General features: G+C 69.8%; 22 protein-coding genes. 8 read left to right on the top strand and 14 right to left on the bottom strand.

Annotated features, from left to right (window positions below; all coding sequences use genetic code 11):
- Positions 1 to 57 precede the first annotated feature (57 nt).
- The 4 genes from ASC56_RS00665 to ASC56_RS00650 form a co-directional block, all read right to left on the bottom strand.
- Positions 58 to 726 (bottom strand): rhomboid-like protein, encoded by a 669-nt coding sequence (locus ASC56_RS00665; protein ID WP_234376794.1) that lies wholly within the window; start codon positions 724 to 726, stop codon positions 58 to 60.
- A 269-nt stretch (positions 727 to 995) separates the two neighbouring features.
- On the bottom strand, positions 996 to 1,691 hold the full coding sequence (locus ASC56_RS00660) for a GAF and ANTAR domain-containing protein (RefSeq protein ID WP_055489133.1): 696 nt from the start codon (positions 1,689 to 1,691) through the stop codon (positions 996 to 998).
- Between the two features lie 290 nt (positions 1,692 to 1,981).
- Complete coding sequence (locus tag ASC56_RS00655; protein WP_055489132.1) at positions 1,982 to 2,377, bottom strand: DUF2267 domain-containing protein; 396 nt, start codon at positions 2,375 to 2,377, stop codon at positions 1,982 to 1,984.
- Between the two features lie 812 nt (positions 2,378 to 3,189).
- Positions 3,190 to 4,431, bottom strand: coding sequence for an AI-2E family transporter (locus ASC56_RS00650; protein WP_234376793.1), 1,242 nt, complete (start codon positions 4,429 to 4,431; stop codon positions 3,190 to 3,192).
- A gap of 226 nt (positions 4,432 to 4,657) precedes the next feature.
- Here ASC56_RS00650 and ASC56_RS00645 point away from each other — a divergent pair, with 226 nt between their 5' ends.
- On the top strand, positions 4,658 to 5,398 hold the full coding sequence (locus tag ASC56_RS00645) for a response regulator transcription factor (RefSeq protein WP_055489130.1): 741 nt from the start codon (positions 4,658 to 4,660) through the stop codon (positions 5,396 to 5,398).
- Between the two features lie 96 nt (positions 5,399 to 5,494).
- On the opposite strand, the gene ASC56_RS00640 is transcribed toward ASC56_RS00645, so the two are convergent.
- The 3 genes from ASC56_RS00640 to ASC56_RS00630 form a co-directional block, all read right to left on the bottom strand.
- Complete coding sequence (locus tag ASC56_RS00640) at positions 5,495 to 6,241, bottom strand: response regulator transcription factor (protein WP_055489598.1); 747 nt, start codon at positions 6,239 to 6,241, stop codon at positions 5,495 to 5,497.
- Between the two features lie 764 nt (positions 6,242 to 7,005).
- A complete protein-coding gene (locus tag ASC56_RS00635; RefSeq protein ID WP_055489129.1) occupies positions 7,006 to 8,496 on the bottom strand; it encodes a HAMP domain-containing sensor histidine kinase in 1,491 nt (496 codons plus the stop codon).
- Positions 8,493 to 9,248, bottom strand: a complete 756-nt coding sequence (locus ASC56_RS00630) for a response regulator transcription factor (protein ID WP_055489128.1) — start codon at positions 9,246 to 9,248, stop codon at positions 8,493 to 8,495. The genes ASC56_RS00635 and ASC56_RS00630 overlap by 4 nt, the downstream gene beginning before the upstream one ends.
- Before the next feature lie 660 nt (positions 9,249 to 9,908).
- Between ASC56_RS00630 and ASC56_RS00625 the strand changes: the two genes are divergently transcribed.
- The 4 genes from ASC56_RS00625 to ASC56_RS00610 all read left to right on the top strand — a co-directional run bounded on the left by ASC56_RS00625 (position 9,909) and on the right by ASC56_RS00610 (position 15,895).
- A complete protein-coding gene (locus ASC56_RS00625; RefSeq protein ID WP_055489127.1) occupies positions 9,909 to 11,495 on the top strand; it encodes an IucA/IucC family siderophore biosynthesis protein in 1,587 nt (528 codons plus the stop codon).
- A gap of 72 nt (positions 11,496 to 11,567) precedes the next feature.
- Complete coding sequence (locus tag ASC56_RS00620; protein WP_055489126.1) at positions 11,568 to 13,259, top strand: IucA/IucC family siderophore biosynthesis protein; 1,692 nt, start codon at positions 11,568 to 11,570, stop codon at positions 13,257 to 13,259.
- Positions 13,256 to 14,452, top strand: a complete 1,197-nt coding sequence (locus ASC56_RS00615) for a type III PLP-dependent enzyme (protein WP_055489125.1) — start codon at positions 13,256 to 13,258, stop codon at positions 14,450 to 14,452. The genes ASC56_RS00620 and ASC56_RS00615 overlap by 4 nt, the downstream gene beginning before the upstream one ends.
- 6 nt (positions 14,453 to 14,458) lie before the next feature.
- Positions 14,459 to 15,895 carry an MFS transporter gene (locus ASC56_RS00610; RefSeq protein ID WP_055489124.1) on the top strand — a complete coding sequence of 479 codons (1,437 nt, stop codon included), beginning with the start codon at positions 14,459 to 14,461 and terminating at the stop codon, positions 15,893 to 15,895.
- Between the two features lie 24 nt (positions 15,896 to 15,919).
- Here ASC56_RS00610 and ASC56_RS00605 read toward each other — a convergent pair whose 3' ends face one another.
- The 4 genes from ASC56_RS00605 to ASC56_RS00590 form a co-directional block, all read right to left on the bottom strand.
- A complete protein-coding gene (locus ASC56_RS00605; protein WP_055489123.1) occupies positions 15,920 to 16,219 on the bottom strand; it encodes a hypothetical protein in 300 nt (99 codons plus the stop codon).
- A 266-nt stretch (positions 16,220 to 16,485) separates the two neighbouring features.
- On the bottom strand, positions 16,486 to 17,427 hold the full coding sequence (locus ASC56_RS00600) for an alpha/beta fold hydrolase (RefSeq protein WP_199835829.1): 942 nt from the start codon (positions 17,425 to 17,427) through the stop codon (positions 16,486 to 16,488).
- 298 nt (positions 17,428 to 17,725) lie between these two features.
- Positions 17,726 to 18,568, bottom strand: a complete 843-nt coding sequence (locus ASC56_RS00595) for a CAP domain-containing protein (protein WP_055489121.1) — start codon at positions 18,566 to 18,568, stop codon at positions 17,726 to 17,728.
- A 498-nt stretch (positions 18,569 to 19,066) separates the two neighbouring features.
- Positions 19,067 to 19,372, bottom strand: coding sequence for a hypothetical protein (locus ASC56_RS00590; protein WP_055489120.1), 306 nt, complete (start codon positions 19,370 to 19,372; stop codon positions 19,067 to 19,069).
- A 508-nt stretch (positions 19,373 to 19,880) separates the two neighbouring features.
- On the opposite strand from ASC56_RS00590, the gene ASC56_RS00585 reads away from it, so the two are divergent.
- A complete protein-coding gene (locus tag ASC56_RS00585) occupies positions 19,881 to 20,198 on the top strand; it encodes a hypothetical protein (protein ID WP_055489119.1) in 318 nt (105 codons plus the stop codon).
- Positions 20,199 to 20,373: 175 nt separating this feature from the next.
- Here the strand turns inward: ASC56_RS00585 and ASC56_RS00580 are convergent, their stop codons facing one another.
- Both ASC56_RS00580 and ASC56_RS00575 read right to left on the bottom strand, forming a co-directional pair.
- Positions 20,374 to 20,832: a hypothetical protein gene (locus tag ASC56_RS00580; RefSeq protein WP_055489118.1), complete on the bottom strand. Its 459-nt coding sequence runs from the start codon at positions 20,830 to 20,832 to the stop codon at positions 20,374 to 20,376.
- A gap of 181 nt (positions 20,833 to 21,013) precedes the next feature.
- Positions 21,014 to 22,741, bottom strand: coding sequence for a TIGR03767 family metallophosphoesterase (locus ASC56_RS00575; RefSeq protein ID WP_055489117.1), 1,728 nt, complete (start codon positions 22,739 to 22,741; stop codon positions 21,014 to 21,016).
- Positions 22,742 to 23,219: 478 nt separating this feature from the next.
- Between ASC56_RS00575 and ASC56_RS00570 the strand changes: the two genes are divergently transcribed.
- Positions 23,220 to 23,570, top strand: a complete 351-nt coding sequence (locus ASC56_RS00570) for a hypothetical protein (RefSeq protein ID WP_055489116.1) — start codon at positions 23,220 to 23,222, stop codon at positions 23,568 to 23,570.
- A 219-nt stretch (positions 23,571 to 23,789) separates the two neighbouring features.
- Positions 23,790 to 24,125: an ANTAR domain-containing protein gene (locus tag ASC56_RS00565; protein ID WP_055489115.1), complete on the top strand. Its 336-nt coding sequence runs from the start codon at positions 23,790 to 23,792 to the stop codon at positions 24,123 to 24,125.
- An 87-nt stretch (positions 24,126 to 24,212) separates the two neighbouring features.
- On the opposite strand, the gene ASC56_RS00560 is transcribed toward ASC56_RS00565, so the two are convergent.
- A complete protein-coding gene (locus tag ASC56_RS00560) occupies positions 24,213 to 24,431 on the bottom strand; it encodes a hypothetical protein (RefSeq protein WP_055489597.1) in 219 nt (72 codons plus the stop codon).
- Between the last annotated feature and the right edge of the window lie 359 nt (positions 24,432 to 24,790).

Here is a 24,790-nt window from a genome sequence, read left to right as displayed (position 1 = left end):
GTTCACAGCACGGTGGGCGCGGCGCCGCGGATGGTTGGTGGACGGCAAGCCGCGGGGCTATTCCTGGGGGCAGACCGCACGCGCCGGGGCATGGCTCGGAGTGGTCATCCGCACCTCGCTGCCAGGAGATGCCGGTGCGCCGGGGGCGGCCTGTGCCGGGTGCGATGTGATACGCAGCCAACCGGTCTGGGCGGCGAGGGCACCCAGCGCGAGAGAGATCAGGTGGCCGGCGTCGGCGAGCTCCTGGTCGTAGAGGAACGCGGCGGTCAGCGCCGAGGTGAGCAGCGGCAGGCCGCAACGGCGCAGACGCCCGCCGGCCAGGGCGAGCAGACAGGCGGCAGTGGTCACCAGCCCGTAGCTGATACCCACATCGCGGGCCCGGATGGGAACGCCTGGCAGACGGACGGCGTGCATCAACCACAGGAAGCCCTCGGTCAGCAGCGTTGCGGTCAGATGGCCGTAGACGAATACCGCGCAGGCACGCAAGGTGCCCCAGCGCCACTCCGCACACCCCAGGACCGCCGCCACTGCCGCGATACCCACCAGGGCCGGGACCCCGTCGACGACCAGGCCACTGGTGAACAGGGTCCACCACTTGCCGACGTCCAGGTGATGGACGTTGCTGCTGTTGTGACGCACGAAACGGGCGCGTTCGGCAGCCGGTTGCCCCTTCAGCCACCACGCGGTCACCAGCAGGGCCGTCACGTACACAGCGGTGCCCGGCACTCGCCTCAACGTCTTCCCGGCTCTCATCGTCGTCCGTTCCCGTTCCATGTCGTTCGCGACAGGGTTCGGACACCGACGGTCGGTGCGCCCGGCCCTTTGCATGAGCAGACCCCCGGCCGCCGCATCCGGTTCCACCCGAGGCCTGCCGAACGCGTCACAACGAGGCGGCGGTGGCGGCGCTCGGGTGGGCGATCCGCGCGGGGCTCGGCCGCTCGCGGCGGACTGACGACACGGCGCTGTCGGCCGAGACCACGCCTGCGCGCCCGCCGTCACGGCCGGGGTCGCAGTGGCGGCTGCGCCTTGGGGGGCTGTCCGCCGATGTCGGTGATCAGGTGCGTGCACACGTCACGGAGTCTGGTGTTGGTCTGCTGAGAGAGCTCACGAAGCAGGTCGAAGGCCTGGTCGGCGCTGCAGTGCTGTTGCCGCATGACGGCGCCGATGGCCTGGTCGATCACACTGCGGGACTGCATTGCGGTCTGCAGGTCACGGGTGAATTCCTCGGCATCTGCCAGGCGTTGCGCCAGGGCGATGCCGCCGCCGGCCTGTGCGGCGAATTGCCCCAGTTCCCTTTGGTCGTGGTCGGTGAAGGTACCCGGGGCGGCGGCGTAGAAGGTGAGGGCGCCGACGGTGTGGGTGCGCGCGGGGATCGGCAGGGACAGCGTCGCGCGGATGCCCAGGGAGGTGGCGTAAGCGGGGAAGGGCCCCCACCGGGTCTCTTCGAGCATGTCCGGCACCAGTACGACCTGTCCGGTGCGCAGCGCTTGAAGACAGGGGCCGGCGTCCTGCCCGTACTGCTTCTCGTCCAGCTTGTCGGCCACGCCACCGGTGCTGACCACGGTCAGGTGACGGTGGCGGCGCTGCAGGGTCAGTCCGCAGCCGTCCGCACCGGCGGCGCTGACGGCGTCGTCGATCAAGTGCTGCAGAAACTCCTGCAGGGATGCCATCTCCAGCAGCCGGTCCACCATGTCGAGCCTGTGCCGGCTGCCCTCATGTCTGTTCACCACCTGCCACCTCCCACAGTGCGCTGCGGTCCCTGGCTGAGTCTTGGTGCGTCCCCCGATGTCCGCGCTGGCACTTCTACCCCCAAACGTCGCCGACAGCAGTGACGAGAGGCGGAGGGTCGACCCCGCCCCGAGACTGCTGCGGACGACGGGCGACGGACGTGGCGGCGAGCGGGACAGCTGCCACGGTCGGCGGCTGGTGGGCTCCAGCGGCATCGATGGCCACCGCCGTCACCAGGCGGCCAACGGCTTGATCAGGTCGGCTTCGGGCGGCCGAAGAGGAGGTCGTAACCGGGCGGGAGCTGAAGCAGGACGCGGTCGAGGAGCTCGTCTCCGGCAGCCTCGGCCACCACGCTGAGCACCGCGCTGACGTCCCAGGTCGCGGTCTGTTCGGTGGCTCCCTCGATCCACGCCGCCGTAGCCCGGACGAACCGCTCCGGCGGGAGCGGCTCGTGTGCCTGGAGCGGGTTCAGTAGCACCAGAGCGCAGGTCTCGGGAAGCCGGTCGGCAAGGTCGGCCCGCACCTGGCCGACCAGATGAGCGCCCAGAAGGGCGAGCACGACGCGGGCGGCCCGTTCGGCCTCCCACGGCGACGAGTATTCGCCGCGCTCCTGCACCGCGGTGAGGAATGCATCCCAGTCCATCCGCATGTCGTCCCTCCCCGGTCACTCTGCCCGGCTGCCTGCCGGCCGGGGCGCATCCCGGCCCTCTACGGCGTGGAGTAGTTGCCGGGACAGCCGGTCCATCTCACGGAAGGAGTCGGTGCGCATGAGCATCGTCGGTCACTCCTCTCCCTGAAGGGGATGCGCATGGGCACACCATCTATATAGCCCGCCGCAGCAAAGCTGACAAGACGAGACTCAACGACGGGGATGAGTGAGTGGTTGATCACGCTGTCGACGCCCACCGGCGTCCGGCCCTTCGAGTGTTCAGGCTCCCCGGGCCGTGCCCGGAGAGCCCGGCCGGGCTCCCTTCCGAACCCGACCAGGGCCGGGTAGCCCGCCCACCTGCGTTCACTCCTCCAAACGACCGACCGGACGGCCCGCCGCGGCACGCGCTGCAGCCTGTGTCGGCACCATCGGCTGGACCGGTCCCGGCCCCGGTCGGCAGTGAGCGCCACGACCGGACGGAAGGTCAGCCGGCGGCGGCTCGTCCGGCCTGTGCGGTTCTTCTGCCATGCGCTGATCGAGGGTCTGCTCAGGCGCGGGTTGGCGCGCGTCCGATGGCAGGCAGGTCGTCGCCTGCTGATGAGGGGCGCGAGTCGTGAGTGTCTGACGCCCTGCGCCTGGCGTCTGTCCGGCAGCGGCTGTTCCACGCCGTTCAGCGTGGCGCGTACGACGATCAGGACCTCGGGCGAGGGAGGGCGTGCGTCCGGCAGTTGAACCGTCAGGTGGAAGTCACGCACGGTTGCCTCGACGGCCAGTGGGGCCATCGGGTCAGTGGGGCCATCGGGTCAGTGGTGTCAGGCCGCATCGGTCCGGGGGAAGAGGTATTCGTCCAAGAGGATGCCGATGGCGACAGCGGCCGGGACGGCGACCAGGGCGCCGATGATGCCCAGCAGGGCACCGCCGATCAGGACGCCGACAACGGTGACGACGGGGTGCACGTCGACCGCGTACTTCATCGCCCGGGGCATGATGAGGTAGTCCTCCGCGAGACGGAAGGCGACGTAGAAGCCCGCTGTGGCGCCCGCGACGGGCAGGGAGACCGAGAGGGCGACCAGGCTGACGGCCACCCCGGCGATCGTCGAGCCGACCACGGGGATCAAGTCCATCAAGGCGACGAAGAAGCCCAGGGCAGCGGCGTAGGGCACGCCGACCGCCGCGCACCAGGCGAATGTGGCGAGGCCGGCGATGCCGGAAGTGGCCAGGTTGGCCAGCATGAAGCGCCCCGTCCGGCTCAGGATCTCGTCCGTGACCGTCTGCGTCCGAGTCCGTTTGCTCGCGGCGACGAAGCGGAAGCAGAACCTCTTGATCACGGGCAGCCCCACCATCAGGTAGATGGTCACCACGAGCACGATCACCGTGGAGGTGATCACGCTCACCACGATCCTGCCTGCCCCCAGCAGACCGCCGACCAGGCCGGAAGAGCCTGAAGAGGTCAGCGTCCGCCGGGCTTTGGACACAAGGTGGTAGTGGTCCTCCAGGCGACCGAGAGACGTATGGCGGTCGTGGAGCTTGCTCAGCCAGGTCGGCACGGCATTGACCAGCGCATTGATCTCTTCGGTGACCGGCGGAACGATGAGCGCGACGAACCCCGCCAGGCACAGCCCGAAGACGAACAGGACCGCGGTGACCGCCCAGCCGCGCCGCAGGTGGAGGCGCGTCAGCCAGGTGACCAGCGGCTCCAGTCCGATCGCGATGAATACGGCCACCAGGAACAGCGACAGCAACTGGCCGATCTCCAGCAGCGTCTGGACTGCCAGCCATGCCAGCGTCGCCCCGAGACCGAGACCGAACCCCGCCCTTGCCCACGAACCACTGCCTGTCCCGCTCACCCCTCTGCCGTATAGGCCTCTGCCGGAGGGGCGCTCGTCGATGCCGGCACGTGCGCCCTCATCGCGCGGTCCATTGCCGTTGGGGCGTCCTTTCTGCTCCTCGCGGGCAGAGGAGTCATCGGGACGACGATCGCCGCTGTCGGGCGGAGCAGCACTCATGCACAGGCCTCCTCGCTGCGCGGTGAACAGCCGCGACGACGCCGCCACGCCGTACGGCTCTCACCGCTGATCCTGCCGCCACGCGGCCGCGCCCGTCATGATGGCGAGACGGGACGCCTTGCGTGGCGGAGGGGACTTCCCGACGAAGAGGGTTTCCCCTGGAGGGGCGTTCATGCGGAGGGGGCAGTTCCCTGTACCCGGTCGGTTCCCTGTGTTCCGTGAGGTCCCATGAACACGGCGACCTCCTTCGCCCCAGCTGTGCGAACCTGTGGCCATGCGGCTGCTGTTGATCGAGGACGACGACCGGATTGCTGACCCCCTCACGGAAGGCCTGAACCGCTACGGCTTCGCCGTGGACCGGGTCCGCACCGGCGCCGCGGGGCTGGCGGACGGGGGCTGCCCGGATTTGGTCCTGCTCGACCTCGGTCTGCCCGACATGGACGGCCTGGATGTCTGCCGAGGCCTGCGGGCCAGGTCCGCGGTTCCGATCATCATGATCACCGCGCGAGGTGAGGAAGCCGACCGCGTCGTCGGCCTTGAACTCGGAGCGGACGACTATCTGGCCAAGCCGTTCGGCGTAAGGGAGTTGGTGGCTCGTATCCGGGCGGTCACCCGGCGCACCGGCGCGCTCGCGGGGCCGACGGGCGCCATGCAAGCGGCGGCCGTACCCGTGACGGCGTCGAGCGCGCAGCGACTGGGTCCCCTGCGCATCGACCGGCGCACGCGCCAGGTCAGGTTGGGTGGGCGCGACATACTCCTGACGCCGCGCGAGTTCGATCTCCTGACCTACCTGGCCCGGGATCCTGGGGCCGTGCACTCCCGTCAGCAGATCATGGACGCGGTGTGGGATCCGCACTTCTTCGGTCCCACCAAGACCCTTGACGCTCATGTCGCGGCTCTGCGCCGCAAGCTGGGTGATCCCCGGTGGATCACGACAGCACGGGGCGTGGGCTTCAGTCTCACCGTTCCGGCCCCGGGAGTTGTGGACTCGCCGGAGGCGTCCGGGGCTCCGTGACGCCGGCTATCGACTGCCGCCCCGGGCCGCATGCTGGGCGGCGGTGCCCGAAGCACGTGAGGGGCGGGTCCCCCCTCACACCGCATGCGGTCGGGTTCAGTCGTGGGCGCTGTCGCCGGGGACCGTGAGCCGGAAGCCGATGCCGCGGACGGTGGCGATCCAGGCGGGGTCGCCGAGCTTGCGGCGGAGTGCCGATACGTGCACGTCGAGGGTTCGGGTGGGGCCGAAGTAGTTGGGGTCCCACACCGTGTCGAGGATCTGCTGGCGTGACCAGACGGCGCCGGGGTCGCTGGCGAGCTGCGAGAGCAGGTCGAATTCCTTCGGGGTGAGGGTGAGCGGCCGGCCGCTGACGGTGACGCCCCGGGTGCGCCGGTCGATGGTCAGCGGGCCCAGTTCCTGGACGCCTCGTTCCTCCAGTGGCCGGTCCTGCGCTGGGCCCGGCAGCATGGCTGCGAACGCCGGTGCGGTGGTGTTCGGCGGGGCGTGTCTCTCGGGGTGGGTGCGCCGCGTGACGGCTCGGATGCGGGCCACCAACTCTCGTACGCCGAACGGCTTGGACAGATAGTCGTCCGCCCCGACCTCCAGGCCGACGACCCGGTCGGTCTCCTCGCTTCTCGCCGTGATCATGATGATGGGCACGCTGGAGCGGGTGCGTACAGCCCGGCAGACGTCGATGCCGTCCATGTCGGGCAGACCGAGGTCCAGCAGGACAAGGTCGGCGGCAGAGGCCGACAGCGCGGAGGCACCGGTCCTGACCCGCTCCACGGCGAAGCCGTAGCGGTTCAGCCCCTCCACGAGAGGGCCGGCGATCCGGTCGTCGTCCTCCACGAGCAGGAGCCGCATGGCGTCGGGGTCATGTCGCATGTCCCGGTCGTGCTCGTGGCTTCCGCCGATCAGCGAAGACCGCCGGGCTCCGACGCCCGTCGGTTCCGTGGGGACGCCCTGTTCGCCCCCGGCCGGGTACGAGGGATCGCTATTCGTCGTCATGGGCCTGTCCGTGGTTGTCCCTATGGGCCTGTCCGTGGTTGTCCCTGTCGTGTTCGCCGCTGATGTCGCAGCGTTGCGGTGTGGGGCGCAGTGGTGATCGTCCGGGTGCGGGTCGTTCTTCTCGCTGTGGACGCGCAGCGCGGACGGTTCCTGGATCCGCGAGTTCCTGGGCCGTCATGTTCCGCTCGGCGTCTAAGGGGTCCTTGCACTATGAGCGCGCGACCCGGGCGGGCATGGTGCAAGGATCCCTAAGGCGGTGAGGGGAGCGCTGGGCGGTCCTGTACTCCGGCTGCGGGGGTGGGGGCGTGTTGTCGGATCCGGGGGACACGGCCTTCTCCCTCGCGGGCTGAAAGGGAGGCGCTCGCCCATGCAAGACACGACGGGAGATCCTGCCGCAGGGGGAGCGCCGGGGAACGGCAACGACCTTACGACCGGAGAAGGCAGCAAGGGACCAGAAGCCCGCCAGCACAGTGTTAGGAGAAGGCCAATATTCCGACGAGGCGCGCGGCGGGCGCTGTCCTGCTCTGGCTGGCTGCCTGGCTGGCCGGCTGGGTTGACGGATTGCTCGGCCGCCGCGAAGGTGACCGACTTCCGCAGCGGCCCGCTACCTCTCCGACGGGTCACTGCTGCCAGTCGGACACCGCAAGAGGACGTTCGATGGGGCCTGGTGGCACCGCGGCCTGCCTTGACCGCATTGCCGAGCGGGCGCGTCGGGGCGGTGGTGTGCGCTGCGTGTCGGCGGACCTGAGACGGACGACCGCGTCCAGCCCCCCACCGGGTGCGGCCCCCAGCGCCACCTCACCGCCCGACGCACGCGCCAACTGCTGCACGATCGGCAGACCGAGTCCGGTGCCTTCGTGGTCGGCGTCGTTGGCCCGCCAGAAGCGGTCGAAGGCGCGTCGCCGCTCGGCCTCGCTCATACCGGGGCCCTGGTCCGCCACGTGCAGTTCGACCAGGCCGGGTGGACCGCTCGGGAGTGCCGTGGCCAAGGTGATGGATGTTCTCGGCGGCGAGACCCGCAGCGCGTTGGAGAGCAGGTTGTCGATGATCTGCTCCAGGGCGCCGGGGACGGCCCACACCCGGCCGACCCGGGGCCCTTCCACGGTGATGTCGACATACTGTTCGCCGGCGAAGGCAGCCCACACCGCTGCTCGGTCGGCGACGACGGCATCGAGATCGGTGGCCTCCGGCGTCGTCGCCGCATTCTCCATCCGGGCCAGGGCCAGCAGCCCGTGCACCATGCGGCTGAGCCGTTCCACCTCGCCCACCGCCTCGTCGAGGCTGTCCTGTGCCCGCGGGTCGAGGTAGGGCTCGAAGTTCTCCAGCCGAAGCCGCAGCGAGGTCAGGGGGGTCTTCAATTGGTGGGACGCCTCCGAAGCGAAGGCGTGCTGGGCCTTGAGCAGATGCTGCAACCGGGTGGCGGTCCGTACGAAGGCGGACGCCAAGCGGCGCAGTTCGGGAGGCCCGAGGTCGGTGGCGGGCGGGTCCTTCAGCGTGCCGTCGGCCAGTTGTGTCGTGGCGCGTTCCAGGGCCCGTACCGGGCGGGTGATCCAGCGGGCCAGGGCGAGCGCTATCAGCGCGACAGCCGCCAGAACCCCCAGACCGACGGCCGCCAGCACCAGCCAGGCCTCGTGGACCTTGGACGTCACCGCCGTCAGGGGAAAGGACGCCCGCACCGCACAGCGGACCGTGTTCCCCGAGGCGCCCGGCACGGTGGCGAAGAAGACGTCGCCACCCAGGGCCGCGTCCTGCCGGGTGCCTGAACTCGAGCGGTTGCGCAGAGCGGTCGCGATGTCCGGTTCCGCAGACAGGTCTGTCCCGAAGGCGATGCCGTTGCGTGAATCCGTCAACAGTCTTCCCGCGCTGTCCACGACGATCACATGGCCGCCGGTGCGCTGCGCGAAGCTTGTCACCAGCTCCGGCACGTCGGGGGAGGCCTGCCGCTCGACCTTCTCCTCGAGAACCTCTGCCAGCATCACGGCTGCCTGCTGCGCGTTACCGGTGAAGCGGGACATCTCTCCGCGTGCGTAGACATAGCCGAACGGCACTTCCAGGCACAGCAGAACGAGGAGGGTGAGACTGAGATAGCTGAGCAGGAGGCGGCGGGTCATCGGGAACCTCCTTCGGGTTCCTGTCGGGCCAGCGCCGCCGTTTCGCAGTCGGCGGGCGGGGCGAGCCGGAATCCTACGCCGCGGATGTTGTCGATCCAGGCGGGGTCGCCGAGTTTGCGGCGCAGGGCCGCGATGTGGACGTCCAGTGTCTTGGTGGGGCCGAAGTAGTTCGGCTCCCACACGCTGTCCAGGATCTGCTGCCGTGTGCGGACGGCGCCGGGGTCGTCGGCGAGGTAGGCGAGCAGGTCGAACTCCTTGGGTGCCAGGGCGACCGGAAACCGGTGCAGATGCACCTGGCGGCCCCGGCGGTCGATGGTCAGCGGACCGATCTGCTGGGCACGGGCCGCTGGAGCGGCTCCTCCGCCCAGGGCCGACCTGGTGGAAGCCGAATCCGCGACCGGGGGACCGGTACGTCGGATGACGGCCCGGATCCGCGCGACGAGTTCCCGGACGCCGAACGGCTTGGACAGGTAGTCGTCGGCGCCCAGTTCCAGACCGAGAACCCGGTCGACCTCGTCGCTTCTCGCGGTGATCATGATGATGGGCACCTGGGAACGCAGTCTGAGCATCCGGCAGACGTCGATGCCGTCCATGTCGGGCAGGCCCAGGTCCAGCAGCACCATCTCCGCTTCCGCGGCGGCGAGTCCGTCGGCGCCGGTACGGGCGTGGTCGACGGTGAACCCGAAACGGCTCAGGCCCTCCATCAGCGGGCCGGCGACCCGATCGTCGTCCTCGATCAGTAAGACACGCATGTCGACAGACTCACAAGTCCCCGGTGTGCCACGCCGGAGAATCGCCTGAATCCCTCGGGAATTACCGTCGGTGAAACGCAACAACCGATTTCCTCACCAAGGGCGAAGGGCCGCAGACCGTGGCGCCCTGGTGCCGGTCGGCGGCTCTTCGCTGCCTTGTCTCACATCAGTCCTGCGGATTCCTGCTCCGCCGGCGTCTTCGATATGCCGTCGACCCTACGGGCGGTGATACAGGACTGTGTCAGTGGATTGACAGCGTGATGCAAGCAGTGTGTCAAGGAAGCACAGCAGCGGTGAACGGCCCTGCCGACGGGATCGCCGGCGGCGACAGCCCGGTTGCGGCCGCGCCTGCCCGGTCGCCCCGCGCACGCGGCAGGCGGTCAATTTCGTACGACTGTCCCAGTTTTCGAAACGGCCGGGCGCGCAGAATCCTGGATCGATTCTGATCCCGGCCTTCCTGCTCTTTGGCGATCAGTTAACTAACGATCCCGTAACGTTGTCGGCAGATGGGCGTGGATGGCGCTCGCATTTCGCGGCTCCTCGACGCTGCTGGTCGGCCGCAGGTTCTCCACCGGCCGGCTCGGGATACGCCGCGCCGACCCCACGCGTATCGCCGCTCCATTCCCTCCGCTCGCTCCTCATGCCACGGGACGGTGAAACATGCCGTACAACAGCACCATCGACGACCTGCGCGCAGTGCGTCCGGAACTGGTCGAGCCCTTCATGGTCGCACTCCCCGGTTCGCGTGCCACGGTGCTCGGCCGACTGTGGGGTGCCTTCGCCCGCGAGCCCCTGCCGGGCATCGCCGAGCGCCACCACGACTGCGGGACCCTCGTCGTCCACCTCGCCAACGGCGGACGGCTCACGGGCCCGGCCGCGGCGGCGGATCGTTTCGCCGTCATCCCGGACGACTTCACCGTGACCGGCCCCGACGGGCCGATCGACGAGCCGGCCCGGCTCCTGGCCGCCCTCGGACCGCTCACGGCGGGCGCGGCGCGTCTGGCCGACGAACTCGACAACAGTGTCGCCAACCTCGCCCTGGCCCGCGCGGCACACCGCGAGCCGCGTGCGGTGCGGAACTCCGTCGACGCCGAACAGGCCGTGGTCGACGGCCACCCACAGCACCCGTGCTGCCGAACCCGCACCGGACTGTCCGTCGCCGAGGTGCTCGCCTCCGCGCCCGAGCACCACCCGATCATCGAGCTCGCGCTGGTCGCCGTACCCGCCGACCGCTGGCGGGGAACCGGCGACTGGCCTCAGGAACTGCGTGACGACGACACGGTCCTGCTGCCGGTGCACCCCTGGCAGCGCGACCACGTGCTCGTGCACCACCGCGACCTGACCGTGGTGGACCGCACGATCGCCGCTCGCCCACTGTTGTCGATGCGCACCATGTCCCCGATCGACGCCCTGCCCGGGTGCCACATCAAGACGGCACTGGACGTGCAGGTGACCAACTACCGGCGCACCATCTCCCCGGCCGAGGTCGCCGACGGTGCCCCGCTGTCCGAGCTGGTCGCCGCGGTCGTCGACAAGGCCGGGTACGGCGAGAGCCTGCGCATCCTGCGCGAACTCGCGGGCGGCGCCGTCCTCGTGGACGGCCGGCCGTCGCCGAGCCTGGCGGCGATGATCCGGGAGTCCAGCGAACGGCACCTCGGCCCCGAGGAGATCGCCGTCCCGCTCACCGCCGTCCACGCCACCGGAGCTCGCATGGTGAGCGGCGACCCGGTCACCTGGCTGGCGGAGTTCGCCGAGCTCGTCCTGCCGCCCGCGCTGACGCTGCTGTCCATGGGCGTGGCCCTGGAGGCCCACGGCCAGAACACGCTCGTCGTGCTGCGGGACGGACGTCCGGTGCGGGTGCTGTACCGAGACCTGGACGGCGTACGCATCCACCCGGACCGGCTCGCTCAGCATGGCTTCTCGCTGCCGCCGCTGGCCGGCAGCCGGGCCGGGAACAACGAGACGGCGCTGCGCACCAAGCTGTTCGGGGGACTGCTCAGCGGCGTCTTCAGCGAACTGACCGAGGTCCTTTCCCGGACGCGAGGAGCCGGCCATCAGCAGTTGTGGGCCGCGGTGGCCGCTGTCGGCCGCCGGGTCTACGCCGACCTGCCCGATGCCGCCGGGGACCGGGCGGTCTTCTTCGGCGACACGCTGCCGCTGAAGGCGACCATCGCGATGCGCCTGGCCGACGACTCCGCAGCGGCCCAGTGGACTCCCGTGCCCAACCCACTGGCCCGCCACCGCTGACAGCCGACGGCCGGTCACCAGGCCGCCGCTCACTTCGAAGCACGTCCCCTGCACCGACTGGAGCCCCTCCGCATGATCGTCCCCAGCACCACCCCCGCTCGCGTCCCGACCGGCAGCCCCGCGCGGACCGCCGACGCCGTCACCGCCCAGACCCTGCTCAACTGCCTCATCCGCGAGGTGTCCGCGCCGGAACGCCAAGTCACCATCGACGACGATCACTTGCTGCTGTGGCTGCCCCGCCGCGACGTACTGCTCCGCGTCCCCCTGCGCCGCGTCTCCCTGATCGGCGCCCACCGCTTCGACGGTCCGATCCGGCGATACGACGGCACCAGCTGGTCCACGATCGGCTGGCGTGAGCTGGCCGGATACATCCACGACGAGCTGGAGCGGCGCACCGGCGTGGCCAACGACGAGTTCCTGGCCCAGGTCACCGACAGCCGGAACACCATCCACGCCGTCCTCAGGCAGCGCGCCACGGCGACCCCGCCGGACGATCCGTACCTGGAGTCGGAACAGTCCCTGGTCTTCGGCCACCGCTTCCACCCGTCCCCCAAGTCCCGCACCGGGGACCCGGAGCGCTGGCTGGACTACGGCCCCGAGACCGGCACCCGCTTCCCCCTGCGCTACCTCGCCGTCCGGCGCCCACTGGTGCGCGAGGAGGGCGACCTGAAGAGGCTGGACGCCCTCCACCCGGACGAGCGGAAGGGGTACGTGACCCTGCCCGTCCACCCGTGGCAGTACCGGCTGCTGAGCGATCATCCGGGGCTGCGCAGGGCGATGGCCGCCGGCGACATCGTCGACACCGGCGTCAGCGGTCCCGACTTCGCCCCCACCGCGTCCGTCCGCACCCTCTACCAGCCCGACGCCGACACCTTCCTCAAGTTCAGCCTCGACGTCCGCCTCACCAACTGCGTTCGCAAGAACGCCGCCTACGAGCTGACCGGCGCCGTCGCGCTCAACCGGCTCCTGGAACCGGTCTTCGCCGAGATCGGCCAGACGCACTCCGGGAGCGCCCTGCTCGCCGAGCCGGGCTACCGAAGCCTCGCCCTCGACAACGACCTCTCCCTCCTGGAAGGGTTCGGCGTCATCATCCGCACCGGTCCCCGCGGGCATCTCCTCCCCGGAGTGACCCCGCTGCTCGCCGCGGCGATCGCCGACGAGCACCCCACCAGTTCTGCCCACGTCTCTCACCTGCTGGCCCGCGGCGACGGCGACGTGCTCGCCTGGTGGGACGCCTACCTCGGTCTGCTCCTGCCGCCCGTTCTGACCGCCTACTTCGAACACGGCGTCGTCCTCGAACCCCACCTGCAGAACGTGGTCGTCGGGGTACGCGCCGACGGCAGCCCCGCACAGATGCTCTTCCGCGACCTGGAAGGCACCAAGCTCCTCCCCGAGTACCATCGCGACACCCTCGCCGCCCTGCCCGAGGACGTCCGCGACCCGATGACGTACGACTCCGAACGCGGCTGGAACCGGGTCGCCTACTGCCTCCTGGTCAACCACGCCGCCGAGGTCCTCGCTGCCCTCGCCGACACCGACCCCGCCCTGGAACCCGCCCTGTGGGGTCTGGTCCGCGACCACCTCGAGTCCTACTCCGGCACCGCCGGGGACCCGCCCCGGCTGCGCGCCCTGCTGTCGGGCGTGCCGCTGCCCGCCAAGGCCAACCTGCTGCTGCGCTGGTCTCGCCAGGCCGACCGGTACGCGGGATACGTACCCCTGCCCAGCCCGCTGGGCGAGGGCTTCCCCCGCGAGGTGACCCGATGAGGGACCAGCTCCTCCAGCACATCCACGACCTGGGCGACGACGACCTTCCGGCCTACCTCTACGACCTGCGGGAACTGCGCGAGCACGCGGCGGCCATCCGTGCCGCCCTGCCCGAGCGAGTCCAGCTACTCTACGCCGCCAAGGCCAACTCCGACCCCTGGCTCCTGGACGTCCTCCAGCACCACGTCGACGGCTTCGAAGTCGCCTCCGGAGGCGAACTGCGCCACGTCCAGGCGACCTGCCCCGGCACGCCGATCGCCTTCGGCGGCCCCGGCAAGACCCCCGCCGAACTGGCAGGGGCCCTGCAAGCCGGCGTGGAGCGCCTGCACATCGAGAGCGAACAGGAACTCCGGCTGCTCGCCGGCCTGCTGGGCGAGCGCACAGTGGACGTCCTGCTCCGGGTCAACCTGCCCATCGCCCTCGGCCCCGTGGCCCTCGCCATGGGCGGCGAGCCCAGCCCCTTCGGCCTGGACCCCACCCACCTCGACAGCTGCCTCGCCCTCATCGCCGCCGCCCCCCGCATCCGGCTGCGCGGGATCCACGTCCACCTCGCCAGCGGCCTGGACGCCACCACCCACGTCGACCTGGCCGGTCAGGTCCTGAGCTGGGCGAGCGACTGGTCGAACGAGAAGGGCGTGGAACTGACCGAGGTCAACCTCGGCGGCGGCATGGGTGTCGACTACGGCCGCCCCGACCAGCGCTTCGACTGGACGGGGTACGGCGCCGGCCTGCGCCGCCTCCTGGAGCGGTACCCGGGCCTGACCCTGCGCATCGAACCGGGCCGCTCGGTGAGCGTGTACTGCGGCTGGTACGTCACCGAGGTCCTCGACATCAAACGAAGCCACGGCCACGTCTTCGCCGTCCTGCGCGGTGGCACGCACCACCTGCGCACCCCCGCCACCAAACAGCACGACCAGCCATTCGTGATCGTCCCCGTCGACACCTGGGACCGGCCCTGGGAACGCCCCCAGGCACAGGGCGAACCCATGACGCTGGTCGGTCAGTTGTGCACGCCCAAGGACGTCCTTGCCCGCGGCGTCCAGGTCGGACGGCTGCGCGTGCGGGACCGCGTCGCCTTCGCCCTGGCCGGGGCCTACGCGTGGAACATCTCCCACCACGACTTCCTGATGCACCCCGCCCCGCACTTCCAGCACCTCGACCAGGTTCCCGTCCCTGCCGGATCCCACCCGTAGAAGGTCATGAGCAAGCACCGCCGTGTCCGCGGCACCGACAGGATGCAGACCCTCGGCGCGCCGCTCGCCCCCCTCGACGAGGGTGGCCGGCACCGCAGGGTCCGCAAGGGCGGCAAACGACGGGCCCCGAGCGAAGCGCTCGTGACGCTCGGGGCCCGCAACTTCCGCCGCTTCCTGATAGGACAGCTCGTCTCCAACATCGGCACCTGGATGCAGCGTGCCGCTCAGGACCTGCTGGTCCTCCAGCTCACCGGCAACAGCGGCAGCGCCGTCGGCGTACTGACGGCACTCCAGTTCCTGCCGCAGACGCTCTTCGGTCTCTCCGGTGGCGTCTTCGCCGACCGCTTCGCCAAGCGCCGCCTGCTGCTCCTCACCCAGACGGCCATGGGACTGCAGTCGCTGCTGCTGGGTGTGCTGACCGTCACGGGCATGGTGAACCTGTGGTTCGTATACGCGCTGGCGTTCGCGCTCGGCACGGCCACCGCGCTCGACAGCCCGGCCCGCAACGCCTTCGTCTGTGAACTCGTCGGAAAGGAACGCCTGTCCAACGCGGTCAGCCTGAACTCCGCGCAGTTCAACGTCGCCCGCGCGATCGGCCCGGCCGTGGCCGGGGTGGCGGTCGCCGCCGCGGGCACCGGCCCCGTCTTCCTCCTCAACGCGGCCTCGTACCTGGCCGTCCTCTACGGGCTGATCACCATCCGCGCCGACGAGCTCTACGCGCCCCGGGACAAGAAGGGCGCAAACTCCCGCCTCTCCGACGCCTTTCGCGCCATCCGCGCCACCCCCGACCTGCTGGTGCCTATCACGGTCATCGGCTTCGTCGGCACCTTCGGCCTCAACTTCCAGGTCACCATCTCCCTCGTCGCCATCACCGTATTCAACTCCGGCTCGGCGGCCTACGGTTACCTGTCCGCCGCCTACGCCATCGGCAGTCTCGTCGGCGCGCTGAGGGGAGCCGGGAGACGAAAGCCCCCCACCACCCGCCGCCTGGTCACCGCCACGGTCGTCTTCGGAGTCCTGGAGGCGGTAGCGGGCCTCATGCCCGGCTACGCCACCTTCCTGCTCCTGCTCGTGCCCACCGGGTTCGCCTCCGTGACCGTCACCACCACCGCCAACGCGATGACGCAACTCCACGCCGACCCCAGCCTGCGCGGCCGTATCGTCTCCGTCTATCTTCTCGTCCTGCTCGGCGGCACCCCGGTCGGCGCCCCCCTGGTCGGTCTGGTCTCCGACACCTTCGGCGCCCGCTTCAGCCTCATCCTCGGCGGAGCGATCTCCGCACTCGCCGCCATCACCCTGTCGGCCCTGGTCACCGCACGCTCGCGCGCGCCCCGGAGGGCCACCGCCCTCACCGCGGCCGCCTCACCGCCGCCCATATCCATCCATGGCCGCATCCGCCCAGAGGCCGCCCCTCGACCCGCCGCACGCCGGCCGGCAGCCTGACGAGCCCCCGGGGCACCGGCCGGCTCAAGCGGTCGGGGCCACTGGGGGGCTCCCGGCCGCGGTGGTCGCCCCTGCGGGCGGCGCGAACCGCAGCGGATGCAGCCTGCTCCAGTGCTGCCGCAGGACGTCCTCGGGTTCCCCGACGGGCGGGCGGGACGCGTCGCGGAAGGCCACATGCAGCTCCTCGACACGGTACCTGGCGGCGTCGTGCGAGCGGGGCGACGGCCGCGGGATGTGGTGGGCCCACCAGAGCGCGGCGGCGACGGCTCCCGTGGCAGCCGCAGCGGTGATGGTGAGTACGTCGCGTGGTGCGGCCGGCTGCATGACAGTCCTCCCAGCGTGGGCAAGTACCCGGTACTACTCGGACAGGTCTCCCGCCCGAGAGGATTCATGCCTGCGCGGCGTAACGCGCCCATCGGCGCGATGTGCATCGGCGGCGGCGTACCCCGAACCGAGCGGCGGCGAAGCCGAGTTGTGCGACCTGGAGCAGCGGTACGCGGCCGGGCTCGACATCGGCGTCGCCTGGACGACCAGGAGGACGCCCATCGTGCCGGCCGTGCTCGCCCGGATCTCGCGCAGCCGCTGTTGTACTACGCCGAGCGGGTGGCAAGTGCCTCCACGGCCGCCGCGACCTCGTGGGGGCTGGAGATCATGGTCAGGTGGCGGGCTCCGGGGATGAGCGTAGGTGGTGGTGCACCGATGCGTCGGGCGGTCTGCTCCGGGGTCTGCTCGCCGAACACGTCGTCCTGCGCACCGAACACGACCTCCTTGGGGATCGGAGCGGCGGCGAGCCGTGCCACCTGGTCGGCGGGCAGGCCGGGCACGCCTTGGGCCAGCATGTTCCACAGCGCGGCCTCGGCGCCCGGCACGCGAAGCGGTCGGCGCCATTGATCCAGTCCGGCGGCGTTCAGGGACGGGCAGTTGGGGCCACACTGGGTGTCGTACAGGGAGCGGATCAGTGAATCGGAGCCGAGGCCGAGCCGTAGCAGGCTGGTGCGGTAGGGGTCGATCAGTACGTATTTGAGAGCTGGAGGCGGACCGGCGCCGGTGTCGAGGGCATCCCCGTCGAGCAGCATCACACGCCCGATCCGCCCCGGAGCGCGCAGTGCCGCCTCGGCGGCGACGGCCGCTCCGCTGGAATGACCCACCAGCAGCGGGCGCTCGCCCGGTTCACCGAGGTGCATGGCGTCGAGGAAGCCCAAAAGCTGTTGGGTGAAGTGACCGACGGTGTAGGGGCCGCGGCGCGCGCTGTAGCCGTTACCGGTCAGGTCCAGCGCGAACACCCGGTGATCGCGTGCGAGCAGCGGAGCGAGCCGCGACCAGGTGTCCACCGACTCGAAGGCACCGTGGATGAGGACGACCGGCGAGCCAGTCTCGCCCCACGTCTGGTAGCGGGTGCGGATGTCGGCCGCCTGGACGTATCCGAGCCCTTCGGGAGGCGTGGCTCGTCGTGCGGTGAAGGCGTTGTAGACGTAGGAGGCCGATGTGACGACCACCAGCAGGACGGCACCGCCCAGCGCCAGGCGTCGCAACCATCGCCTCATCCGAGGGCGTCGCCGCGACGGCGTGCCGTCCGCGTCGTCCGACTCCGAAGGCGCGGGGTCGAGTGGCTTGGCCTGAGGGTCGGTACGCACGTCAGCCTCCTGTCGGTCCCGGCCGGCCATCACGACGGCCATCGCCGTAACGGATGGTAGGGACGTTCGGCGGACGTCCGCGCATCGGGGCCGGACCTCACAGTTCGGTGCTCATCGCGGCCGCCGCGGACCGCAACGACTTCGCCGGGGTGGCGCTCCGGCAGAAGCCGTTGAACCTGTCGCCGTTACCGGGCCATCACTGGGCGGTTCCGAAGTCCTGGGTCCAGTAGTTGTCGGGCTGCGCGAAACCGACGCCGATCTCCTTGAAGGCACAGTTGAGGATGTTGGCCTTGTGTCCGGGGCTGGACATCCAGCCCGCCATGACCTTCTCGGGAGTGGCGTAACCGTATGCGACGTTCTCGCCGTAGGTGCTCCAGTTGTAGCCGGCACGCGTGATCCGGTCGCCCGGGGAGGACCCGTCGGACCCGGTGTGCGACATGTTCTGGTGGGACGCCATGTCCTCGCTGTGTGCCTGGGCCACCTTGGCCAGGGTCGCGTTGAGCGTCACGGGCGAGCAACCGACCTTGCTGCGCTCGGCGTTGACGAGTTCCACGATACGAGCGGTGGCCCCGGACGCCGTGGCGGTGGCCTTCGGTGTGCTCGGCGACGTGGGGGCAGCGGGGGCGGAAGCCTTCGGCGCGCGTGCCGCCGTGGGAGTCGCGGAGGCGGAGGCCGTGGCCTTGGGAGTGCTGGGAGACGCGGTGGTCCTGGGCTTGCGAGTCGTGGTCCTGGCAGTACTCGAAGGCGCGGTCGTTTCGCGCTTCGGCGTGGTGGTCTTCGGAGTACTCGAAGGCGCGGTCGGAGTCTTCGATGCTGCCGAAGTGGGCCAGCCGGCCTCGTTGCCGTTCCAGTGGTGATTCCAGTTGGCGTCGCTCCACCAGCCCTTGGCCGCGTACGTCTCGCCGCTGTAGGACTGATTTCTGCCGCTGTCCCGCCAGTCGGCACATGCCACGGCGACAGACGGCACGCCCACGGTGCCTATGGCGACGGCAGCGATGACTATCCGCCGGTAATGCGTCTCTTTGCGATGCTTCCCCATGCGTGACCTCACTCGGTAATCGCTGAGCGCCCCTTGTGCGGCTGGCTCTGCGCGGACTCCGCCCTGAACTGCGGAGACGTCCTGCGGGTCGTCATTCTTAGGAAGGCTTCACATAGATCGCAAAGGCCTTAGTACTACCTTGCTTCGTAGGGCTGGGCGCCCCTTGCAATGCGTGTATGAGCGTGCTGGTCCGGCATCCGCAGGGGCGGGGGAGTTCTGTTGTCCCGTCAGAAACCCTTTGTCTTCGCATAGCTGGCGAAAATTCCGAGTGGGCGGAATGCCGTCGAGTCTGGCGCGATATGCGCCTACGCCAAGCCGGACAAATCCCATATGTCGACAGAGGGGCATCTACTATTCGGCACCCCTAGTCCTCCGAGCCCACGTGACGGATGTCACGGAACCGCAGCTTCCGGTTTTGGTCGCCCTCCGGGCATCGGTCGCCGGGTCCGCCGGGGGGGCGTGGCCGACGACCGCTGAGGCCGCTCTCGGGTTGATCCGTCATCCGCATGCGGGTGCGAACTGCGCCAGCTGGTCCTTGATCCAGGGATCGAACATCGCCTGCCGCTTCGCAGCGGTGGGGTAGAACATCGCCAGCTGGTCCGCGACCCAGGGATCGATGCGCTTGTGGCTGGTGCGGTGCGGGGAGAAGCGGTGGCTCGTGTCGACCACGGGGGTCCGGGCAGGGGCGTCCTTGGCCATCCGAGGGGCGGCCGCCATGGCGGAGCCGCCGGTGGCCAAGAGAGCTCCACCGGCGACTGCGGCGGAGACGCCGGTGATCGCGATGCGCCGCATCAGCTTCTTCATGATCTTTCCTCCTCGTACGGTCAGCGTTCTGTGGTCGCGAACGGTCGGAGCCGCCGTTACGACGGCGCTATTCGACACAACGCATATCGACACAGTTGAAGTCGCCAATTCATCCGGACGGTGCGCTTACCCCACTCATCACTCCCCACACACCGAACACACCGACAGCGAGGACGGGGACCCCGACCGGGCGGCACCGGCAGCCGTTGGGCGTAGATTCGGATATGTGGACGATTCGCCCAGACGTATCGATCCTTCTACGGACCGTGGGGTGGCCGCGGTCCTTCTGGGGTGCACTCCGGGGCAGATCGGTCCGTGCGCCCGCTGTCAGGGGCTTACACGCCGGTACGGGGCGGGTGCGGAGCCGGTCTGCCGGGCCTGCCGCGCAACCGATGTGGCGGGCTTCTGGAGCTGGTGTCCCGCGAGGATTGGTGACTGGGGGCCGCGGACCGCGTGCCCAGGGTCGGGTACCGGGGTACACGAGGTGAAATCCGAAGGAAGGACCGACATGACGACGTACGTGATCACCGTGCCCGGCACCTTCACCGACACGATCGAAACCCGTACGAGAGCTGAACTGGCCCGAGCCCTGCGTCACGCTGATCCGCACCGTACTCAGATGGGGAACGAGGAGGATCTGGACGTCCTCACGGTCAATGAGGACAACACCTTCACCATCCGCCTCACCGTCGAGGCGGACAGCGGACCCCACGCCGAACAGGACGCCCGGGAGCTTGCGGACTCCGCTCTGCGTGCCGCCGGGCTGGACGTAACCACCGCGCCCTTGGGGCCGGCGGTGATTACCGGCATCGACTCCGAGATCTGAGGCAGCCATAGGGCAGTGCCGTTGCGGGCACAGGCGCCCGTCGTTGCAGGAACTCCGCGGGTCCGTCACGGACTCGGGCTCGGGCTCGGGCTCGGGTTCGGGCTCGACGGCGCGGTCGGCCTGGAGGCGGTCGGGGCCCGGGTGCCCACGCACTCGGGGCCCGACCGGAACGGCGCTACAGCCTGACGTCCTTCTCCGCGTCCGCGAGGGTCCTGCCGTCCGTGCCGACGGATTCGACGAAGACCTTCACGGTGCTGCCCTTGGTGAAGTGGCTGCCGGGTCCCGGGTGCGTGGTCAGCCGTGTGGTGTGGGTGGCGGCGTCGCAGATGAGTCCGTTGCCGACCCTGCCGGTGGCGGTGGCGGGCTTGCCGCCACCGTGGGTGCGGGGGCCCGTGACCCGGCCGCGCAGCGTGATCCGGGCACCGGGGTCGCAGGAGTATGACACCTTGACCACGATGACCGGTGGCCGCTGTTTGTGGAAGACCACTTCACCCACGCTCACACCGTTGGCCTTGGCCACCGCGGGGGAGGCCGCGGCCACCGCCCCGGCGGCGACGGCGAGGGAAGCGAGGCCTGCGCCGGCGAGGCGGCACAGGCGCTGGGAGAGGACGCCAGGGGAGTCTGAAGACTTCACGGACCCTACCCTTCCAGGTTCGTATGGAGATATTTCCATCCAGGTAGAGGCGTTGTGGTGATCAACGGTTCCCGTCACCGCCTCCCGGTCCGTCCTCAACAGACTCTGGAGAACCGGCCGTTGCTCCCCAGGGCCCGGCGGTTGCAGAGGCATGATGTCCGGCGCGGACGGGATGCGCCCCTCACCTCCCGGGCCGCGTCAGCAGCAGCTCGGTGTTGTGGTCGCCCGAGGAACCGATCCTGGCCGCCGGGGTGGCGTAGGGATCGTTGTAGGACAGCTCGCGATAGAGGGCCGCGAGGCCGGTGTCGGAGGTGTCGGTGAAGTCGGTGGCGTAGGGCGCCGCGGACTCGATGAGCGTGGTGAAGAGGGAGAGGGTGCCGTCGCCGTTGTCGGCGATCTCGATGATCCGTGCGTGCTGCGGATAGTCGATGTGGGAGGCGGTGTTGATCTCCCAGAAGGCGCGCTCGGGGACGGCGTGCCCGTGGCCGATGATCTGGTTCTGGTGGGTGTGGCCGTTCACCCAGGCCAGGACATTGGGGTAGCGCTGGAGCAGCGAGACGAGCGCATTGCCGTCGTGCCGCGCCTCGAAGGGATGGTACGGGTCCGGCAGCAGGTTGCCCATGGTCGCGCTGGTGTGGTGGCTGAAGACGACGATCAGGCTGTCGCCACCGCTGCCGCGTACGACCTTCCCGTCGTTGTCGTACCAGTGGCCGCTGTGCGCCTTGAGGACGGACTCCAGCCAGTTGAGCTGCGTGGTCCCGAGGGAACCGTCCGCGAAACCGGCCCGGTTGGTGGTGTCGAGGCTGATGCCGAGGACGCCTTCGGCGAGGGGGAAGGCGTAGTAGAGGTGGCCGCTGGAGACCGAGTCCCTGGTGTAGCCGTGGCCGACCGGGCCCGGGCCGGTGTACGCCGGGTCCAGGTGCGCCTTCGCGTACTCGGCGGGAGTGAAGGGCCGCCGTCGCGTGTCGGGGGTTACCCGGCGTACCGCGCCGCCCGTGGTCAGCAGCCGGGCGAGCATGGCTACGGCCGCAGCCGGGTCGTGCTGCACGGCGCCGGCCAGCTTGGCCGCGGTGGCGTCGTCGCAGCCTTCAAGCTTGAGGTCACCGGTGTACAGGTCGCCCAACAGTCCGAGGTCGGGCAGGGATCCCTCGATGCTGTCGTCGTGGTTGCCGACGGTGCTGTACCACGGGACGGTCAGCCCGGGTGCGGTGAACGCGCGGCCCGCGCCGGCCAGGAAACCGGGCATCTGCGGGAAGCCCTTGGCCTTGTACACGTCCTGGGAAGACGACTCGGGGTTCCAGTACAGCGAGTTGCCGGAGTTCTGGACGCCCTCGTAGCGTGTGGGATCGCCGCTGCTGGGGGTGATCCGGCCGCCGCTCATCACGGTCAAGTACCAGTCGAGTTCGACGAGTTCGTGGTTGTCGGTGTTGTCGCCGGTGGCCATCACCAAGCCGAACGGGAGCCCCGTGTACGGTCCCGAGCGCAGTGCGTTGACTCGTTCGACCAGCGCGGAGGCGCCCCGGGCCGTCAGCGTCTCGTGCGGGCGGTGCGCGCTGTCGAGATACCGGGCCAGGTACTCGAATCGCAGCGGCGACTCGGTGTCCACCAGGTGCAGGTCGGTGAACTGCACGAAGGCGGCCACCCCGGTTCGGCGGTCGTCCCGTCCCGCCGCGGCGGTCGCCAGGTCGCCACGGACCACGAGCGGCCAACCGGGGCCCGCCGCCAGGCGCTTGTACTGGCCGCTGCCGGTGGGCGCCGCAACCTGTTCGAGGGTGGTTCCCCCGATCCTTACGGCCCGTGCCGCGGTGAGGGCCATGGCCCGGTCGTGTGCCGACGCCGTCCACAACGCTGCTCCAGCGGCAGCGGCGGACATTCTCGACACGAACTGGCGGCGGCTCATCCCGCGCATGGATCCCCCTTCGGACGGTGGCACTTGAAACATGAGCACGAGCGCAGGGCGCGCCGTCTCCGTCTCGGCGCAACTACATTACTGACGGGTAGTCACGCGTCCAGCGTTTCTGGGGAAATCTTGCGGCAAAGACGGGAATACAGAGGGCGAAGTGACTGCGGATCCGGCCCGCGACGCGAACGAGGACGTGGAGGGGCCGCCTGATCATCGTGGCTGTCAGGGACAGGGCGAGCATCAGTGCCGAGTCCGTGTGAAGCGATGCGCACCGGCGTGAAGGTGGCGGTGTCCACCCACGACTCCCCGGTGCCGGGACTGCGGGCGTAACGCGGATGGGCGCCCCTGTAGCCCGCCCACTCTCCTCATGGCGGAGCTCCAGTCCGCCGTGGCACGGCCCGCTGCACCACCCGCAGCGGGTTGTCGGCGTCTTCGGGCGGCGGGTGATCCCTGTTCCATCGACGCCGCGGCGTACCGTGCCCGCATGGAGCAGCGAGAGATCATGCAGCGGGTCGTCGGCATCCTGACCGAGACGCTGGAGATGCGACGCCGAACCCGCGAGAACCCCGACGGTGAGGTGATGCGGAGCGAAGCGGTCTCCGCGCTCCTCGAGGAGATGCTGCCGCGGATCGAGGTTCCCGCCGACGCGAGCGCTCAAGAGGTCGCGGCCGCAGTGAGCAAGGAGCTCGGGCCGGCCATCGCGCAGATCACTTCCGCTTTCGCGCTCGCCTTCGTACAGCTCGCCGAAGTCCATGACGAGGGGCGTGCCGATGTCTCCACAGCGGACGTCCTGCAGTCGATCTCCCTGCACTTCGAGACCGAGGCGGAGAGGTAGAAGGGTGGGCGCCGGTGCCCACCCCCATGAAGGTCCGCCCTGGTGCAGTCCTCGGTGTGGTGGCGACCAGCCCGAGCGACGGCAGCCCCGGATGTTGCGCGCCCACCCCTCCGGTGTGACCGTGAGGGGACAGGCCCACGGATCAAGCAGGGCGTACCTGACGCAAGGTAGGGCAGACGGGCCATGGAACGCCGACCACCCCCTCACCACGGAGGCGACGTGGAAGCCCACGCCGGCAAGCTCCCTGGCGCGGTCCAGGAGCCGGAGACCCGACCCGATCGAGTAAGGCAGCTACAGACTGAGGTCGCTCAGCTTCAGCACGCACTGACCTCCCACGCGGTGATCGACCAGGCGATCGGCGTGATCATCGCCGTGGGACGGATGACACCCGCCGAAGCCTGGGACGTGCTCCGCGAAACGTCCATGTGCACCAACATCAAACTGCGCCACGTGGCCGATCTGGTTGTCACCTGGGGTCAGGGCGGAGTGCTTGCGGCAGACATTCGCGACGAGCTCTCGGTGAGGCTCAGGCTGAACGGTCGAATGTCCGAGTGATCTACTTGCTGCCCCAGGCCTCCCACACGGCGTGATCACCGCGCCAGGGCCTACGCATGCTGATGAAGTCAGGTGCAGCCAGCCGCGTCACTGCACCGCGGGCCATACCTCCGGCCCACCCCCATGCCACTCGATCAACGGACTGTCGGCCACGTCGATCTCGTCCAAGCCCTCCAGGCCGGCGCCTTCCAGGAGCACGGTCAGATCGTGCAGGCTGTACGCCGTCCCGAGGATCTCGTCATCGATCCGGATACGTCGGCCACCCACCTCGGCAGGCGGGTCGACGATCACGCGGCGCTCAGGCATGCCCCCAGTCTCACCTGCGACAGCCCCGCCCGCACCTGGCCATGACCAGCCTGGGCGCAGCCCCCGGACGTCCTGGACGCCGGCACGCAACCGCGGGAGGCGCAGCTCGTCGAGGAGCTGGGCCCTGACATTCGGCAGCAACTCGAAGGGCTCAAAGCGAAGGGCTGGATCCTCGTCCATGAGGCTGCAGACGGGATGACGGTCGCCGACCTCACCGGGCCGGCGTGGAAGGCCGTCCGCAGCCGCCTCGACGTCGGCCAGTAGCGGGACTCCCATCTTGTCCGGAGCTCTGACGCGATCCCGTAAGGCCTGTGCCGTGTGGCCGCTCCCGGTGTAGCGTCGATACCAGTAGTCGTGGT

It is taken from the genome of Streptomyces sp. TP-A0356, from assembly GCF_001417775.1.
GTDB lineage: Bacteria > Actinomycetota > Actinomycetes > Streptomycetales > Streptomycetaceae > Streptomyces.
Note: the sequence above shows the minus strand (reverse complement) of the source record. Positions and strands in the feature narration are given on the sequence as shown.

What these genes read in the sequence shown, in the direction of transcription:
- ASC56_RS00660 (WP_055489133.1), bottom strand. Translation starts at nt 1,691, where the DNA reads ATGGTGGACCGGCTGCTGGAGATGGCATCCCTGCAGGAGTTTCTGCAG.
- ASC56_RS00655 (WP_055489132.1), bottom strand. Translation starts at nt 2,377, where the DNA reads ATGCGGATGGACTGGGATGCATTCCTCACCGCGGTGCAGGAGCGCGGC.
- ASC56_RS00645 (WP_055489130.1), top strand. Translation starts at nt 4,658, where the DNA reads ATGCGGCTGCTGTTGATCGAGGACGACGACCGGATTGCTGACCCCCTC.
- ASC56_RS00640 (WP_055489598.1), bottom strand. Translation starts at nt 6,241, where the DNA reads ATGCGGCTCCTGCTCGTGGAGGACGACGACCGGATCGCCGGCCCTCTC.
- ASC56_RS00635 (WP_055489129.1), bottom strand. Translation starts at nt 8,496, where the DNA reads ATGACCCGCCGCCTCCTGCTCAGCTATCTCAGTCTCACCCTCCTCGTT.
- ASC56_RS00630 (WP_055489128.1), bottom strand. Translation starts at nt 9,248, where the DNA reads ATGCGTGTCTTACTGATCGAGGACGACGATCGGGTCGCCGGCCCGCTG.
- ASC56_RS00625 (WP_055489127.1), top strand. Translation starts at nt 9,909, where the DNA reads ATGCCGTACAACAGCACCATCGACGACCTGCGCGCAGTGCGTCCGGAA.
- ASC56_RS00620 (WP_055489126.1), top strand. Translation starts at nt 11,568, where the DNA reads ATGATCGTCCCCAGCACCACCCCCGCTCGCGTCCCGACCGGCAGCCCC.
- ASC56_RS00615 (WP_055489125.1), top strand. Translation starts at nt 13,256, where the DNA reads ATGAGGGACCAGCTCCTCCAGCACATCCACGACCTGGGCGACGACGAC.
- ASC56_RS00610 (WP_055489124.1), top strand. Translation starts at nt 14,459, where the DNA reads ATGAGCAAGCACCGCCGTGTCCGCGGCACCGACAGGATGCAGACCCTC.
- ASC56_RS00605 (WP_055489123.1), bottom strand. Translation starts at nt 16,219, where the DNA reads ATGCAGCCGGCCGCACCACGCGACGTACTCACCATCACCGCTGCGGCT.
- ASC56_RS00595 (WP_055489121.1), bottom strand. Translation starts at nt 18,568, where the DNA reads ATGGGGAAGCATCGCAAAGAGACGCATTACCGGCGGATAGTCATCGCT.
- ASC56_RS00590 (WP_055489120.1), bottom strand. Translation starts at nt 19,372, where the DNA reads ATGAAGAAGCTGATGCGGCGCATCGCGATCACCGGCGTCTCCGCCGCA.
- ASC56_RS00585 (WP_055489119.1), top strand. Translation starts at nt 19,881, where the DNA reads ATGACGACGTACGTGATCACCGTGCCCGGCACCTTCACCGACACGATC.
- ASC56_RS00575 (WP_055489117.1), bottom strand. Translation starts at nt 22,741, where the DNA reads ATGCGCGGGATGAGCCGCCGCCAGTTCGTGTCGAGAATGTCCGCCGCT.
- ASC56_RS00570 (WP_055489116.1), top strand. Translation starts at nt 23,220, where the DNA reads ATGGAGCAGCGAGAGATCATGCAGCGGGTCGTCGGCATCCTGACCGAG.
- ASC56_RS00560 (WP_055489597.1), bottom strand. Translation starts at nt 24,431, where the DNA reads ATGCCTGAGCGCCGCGTGATCGTCGACCCGCCTGCCGAGGTGGGTGGC.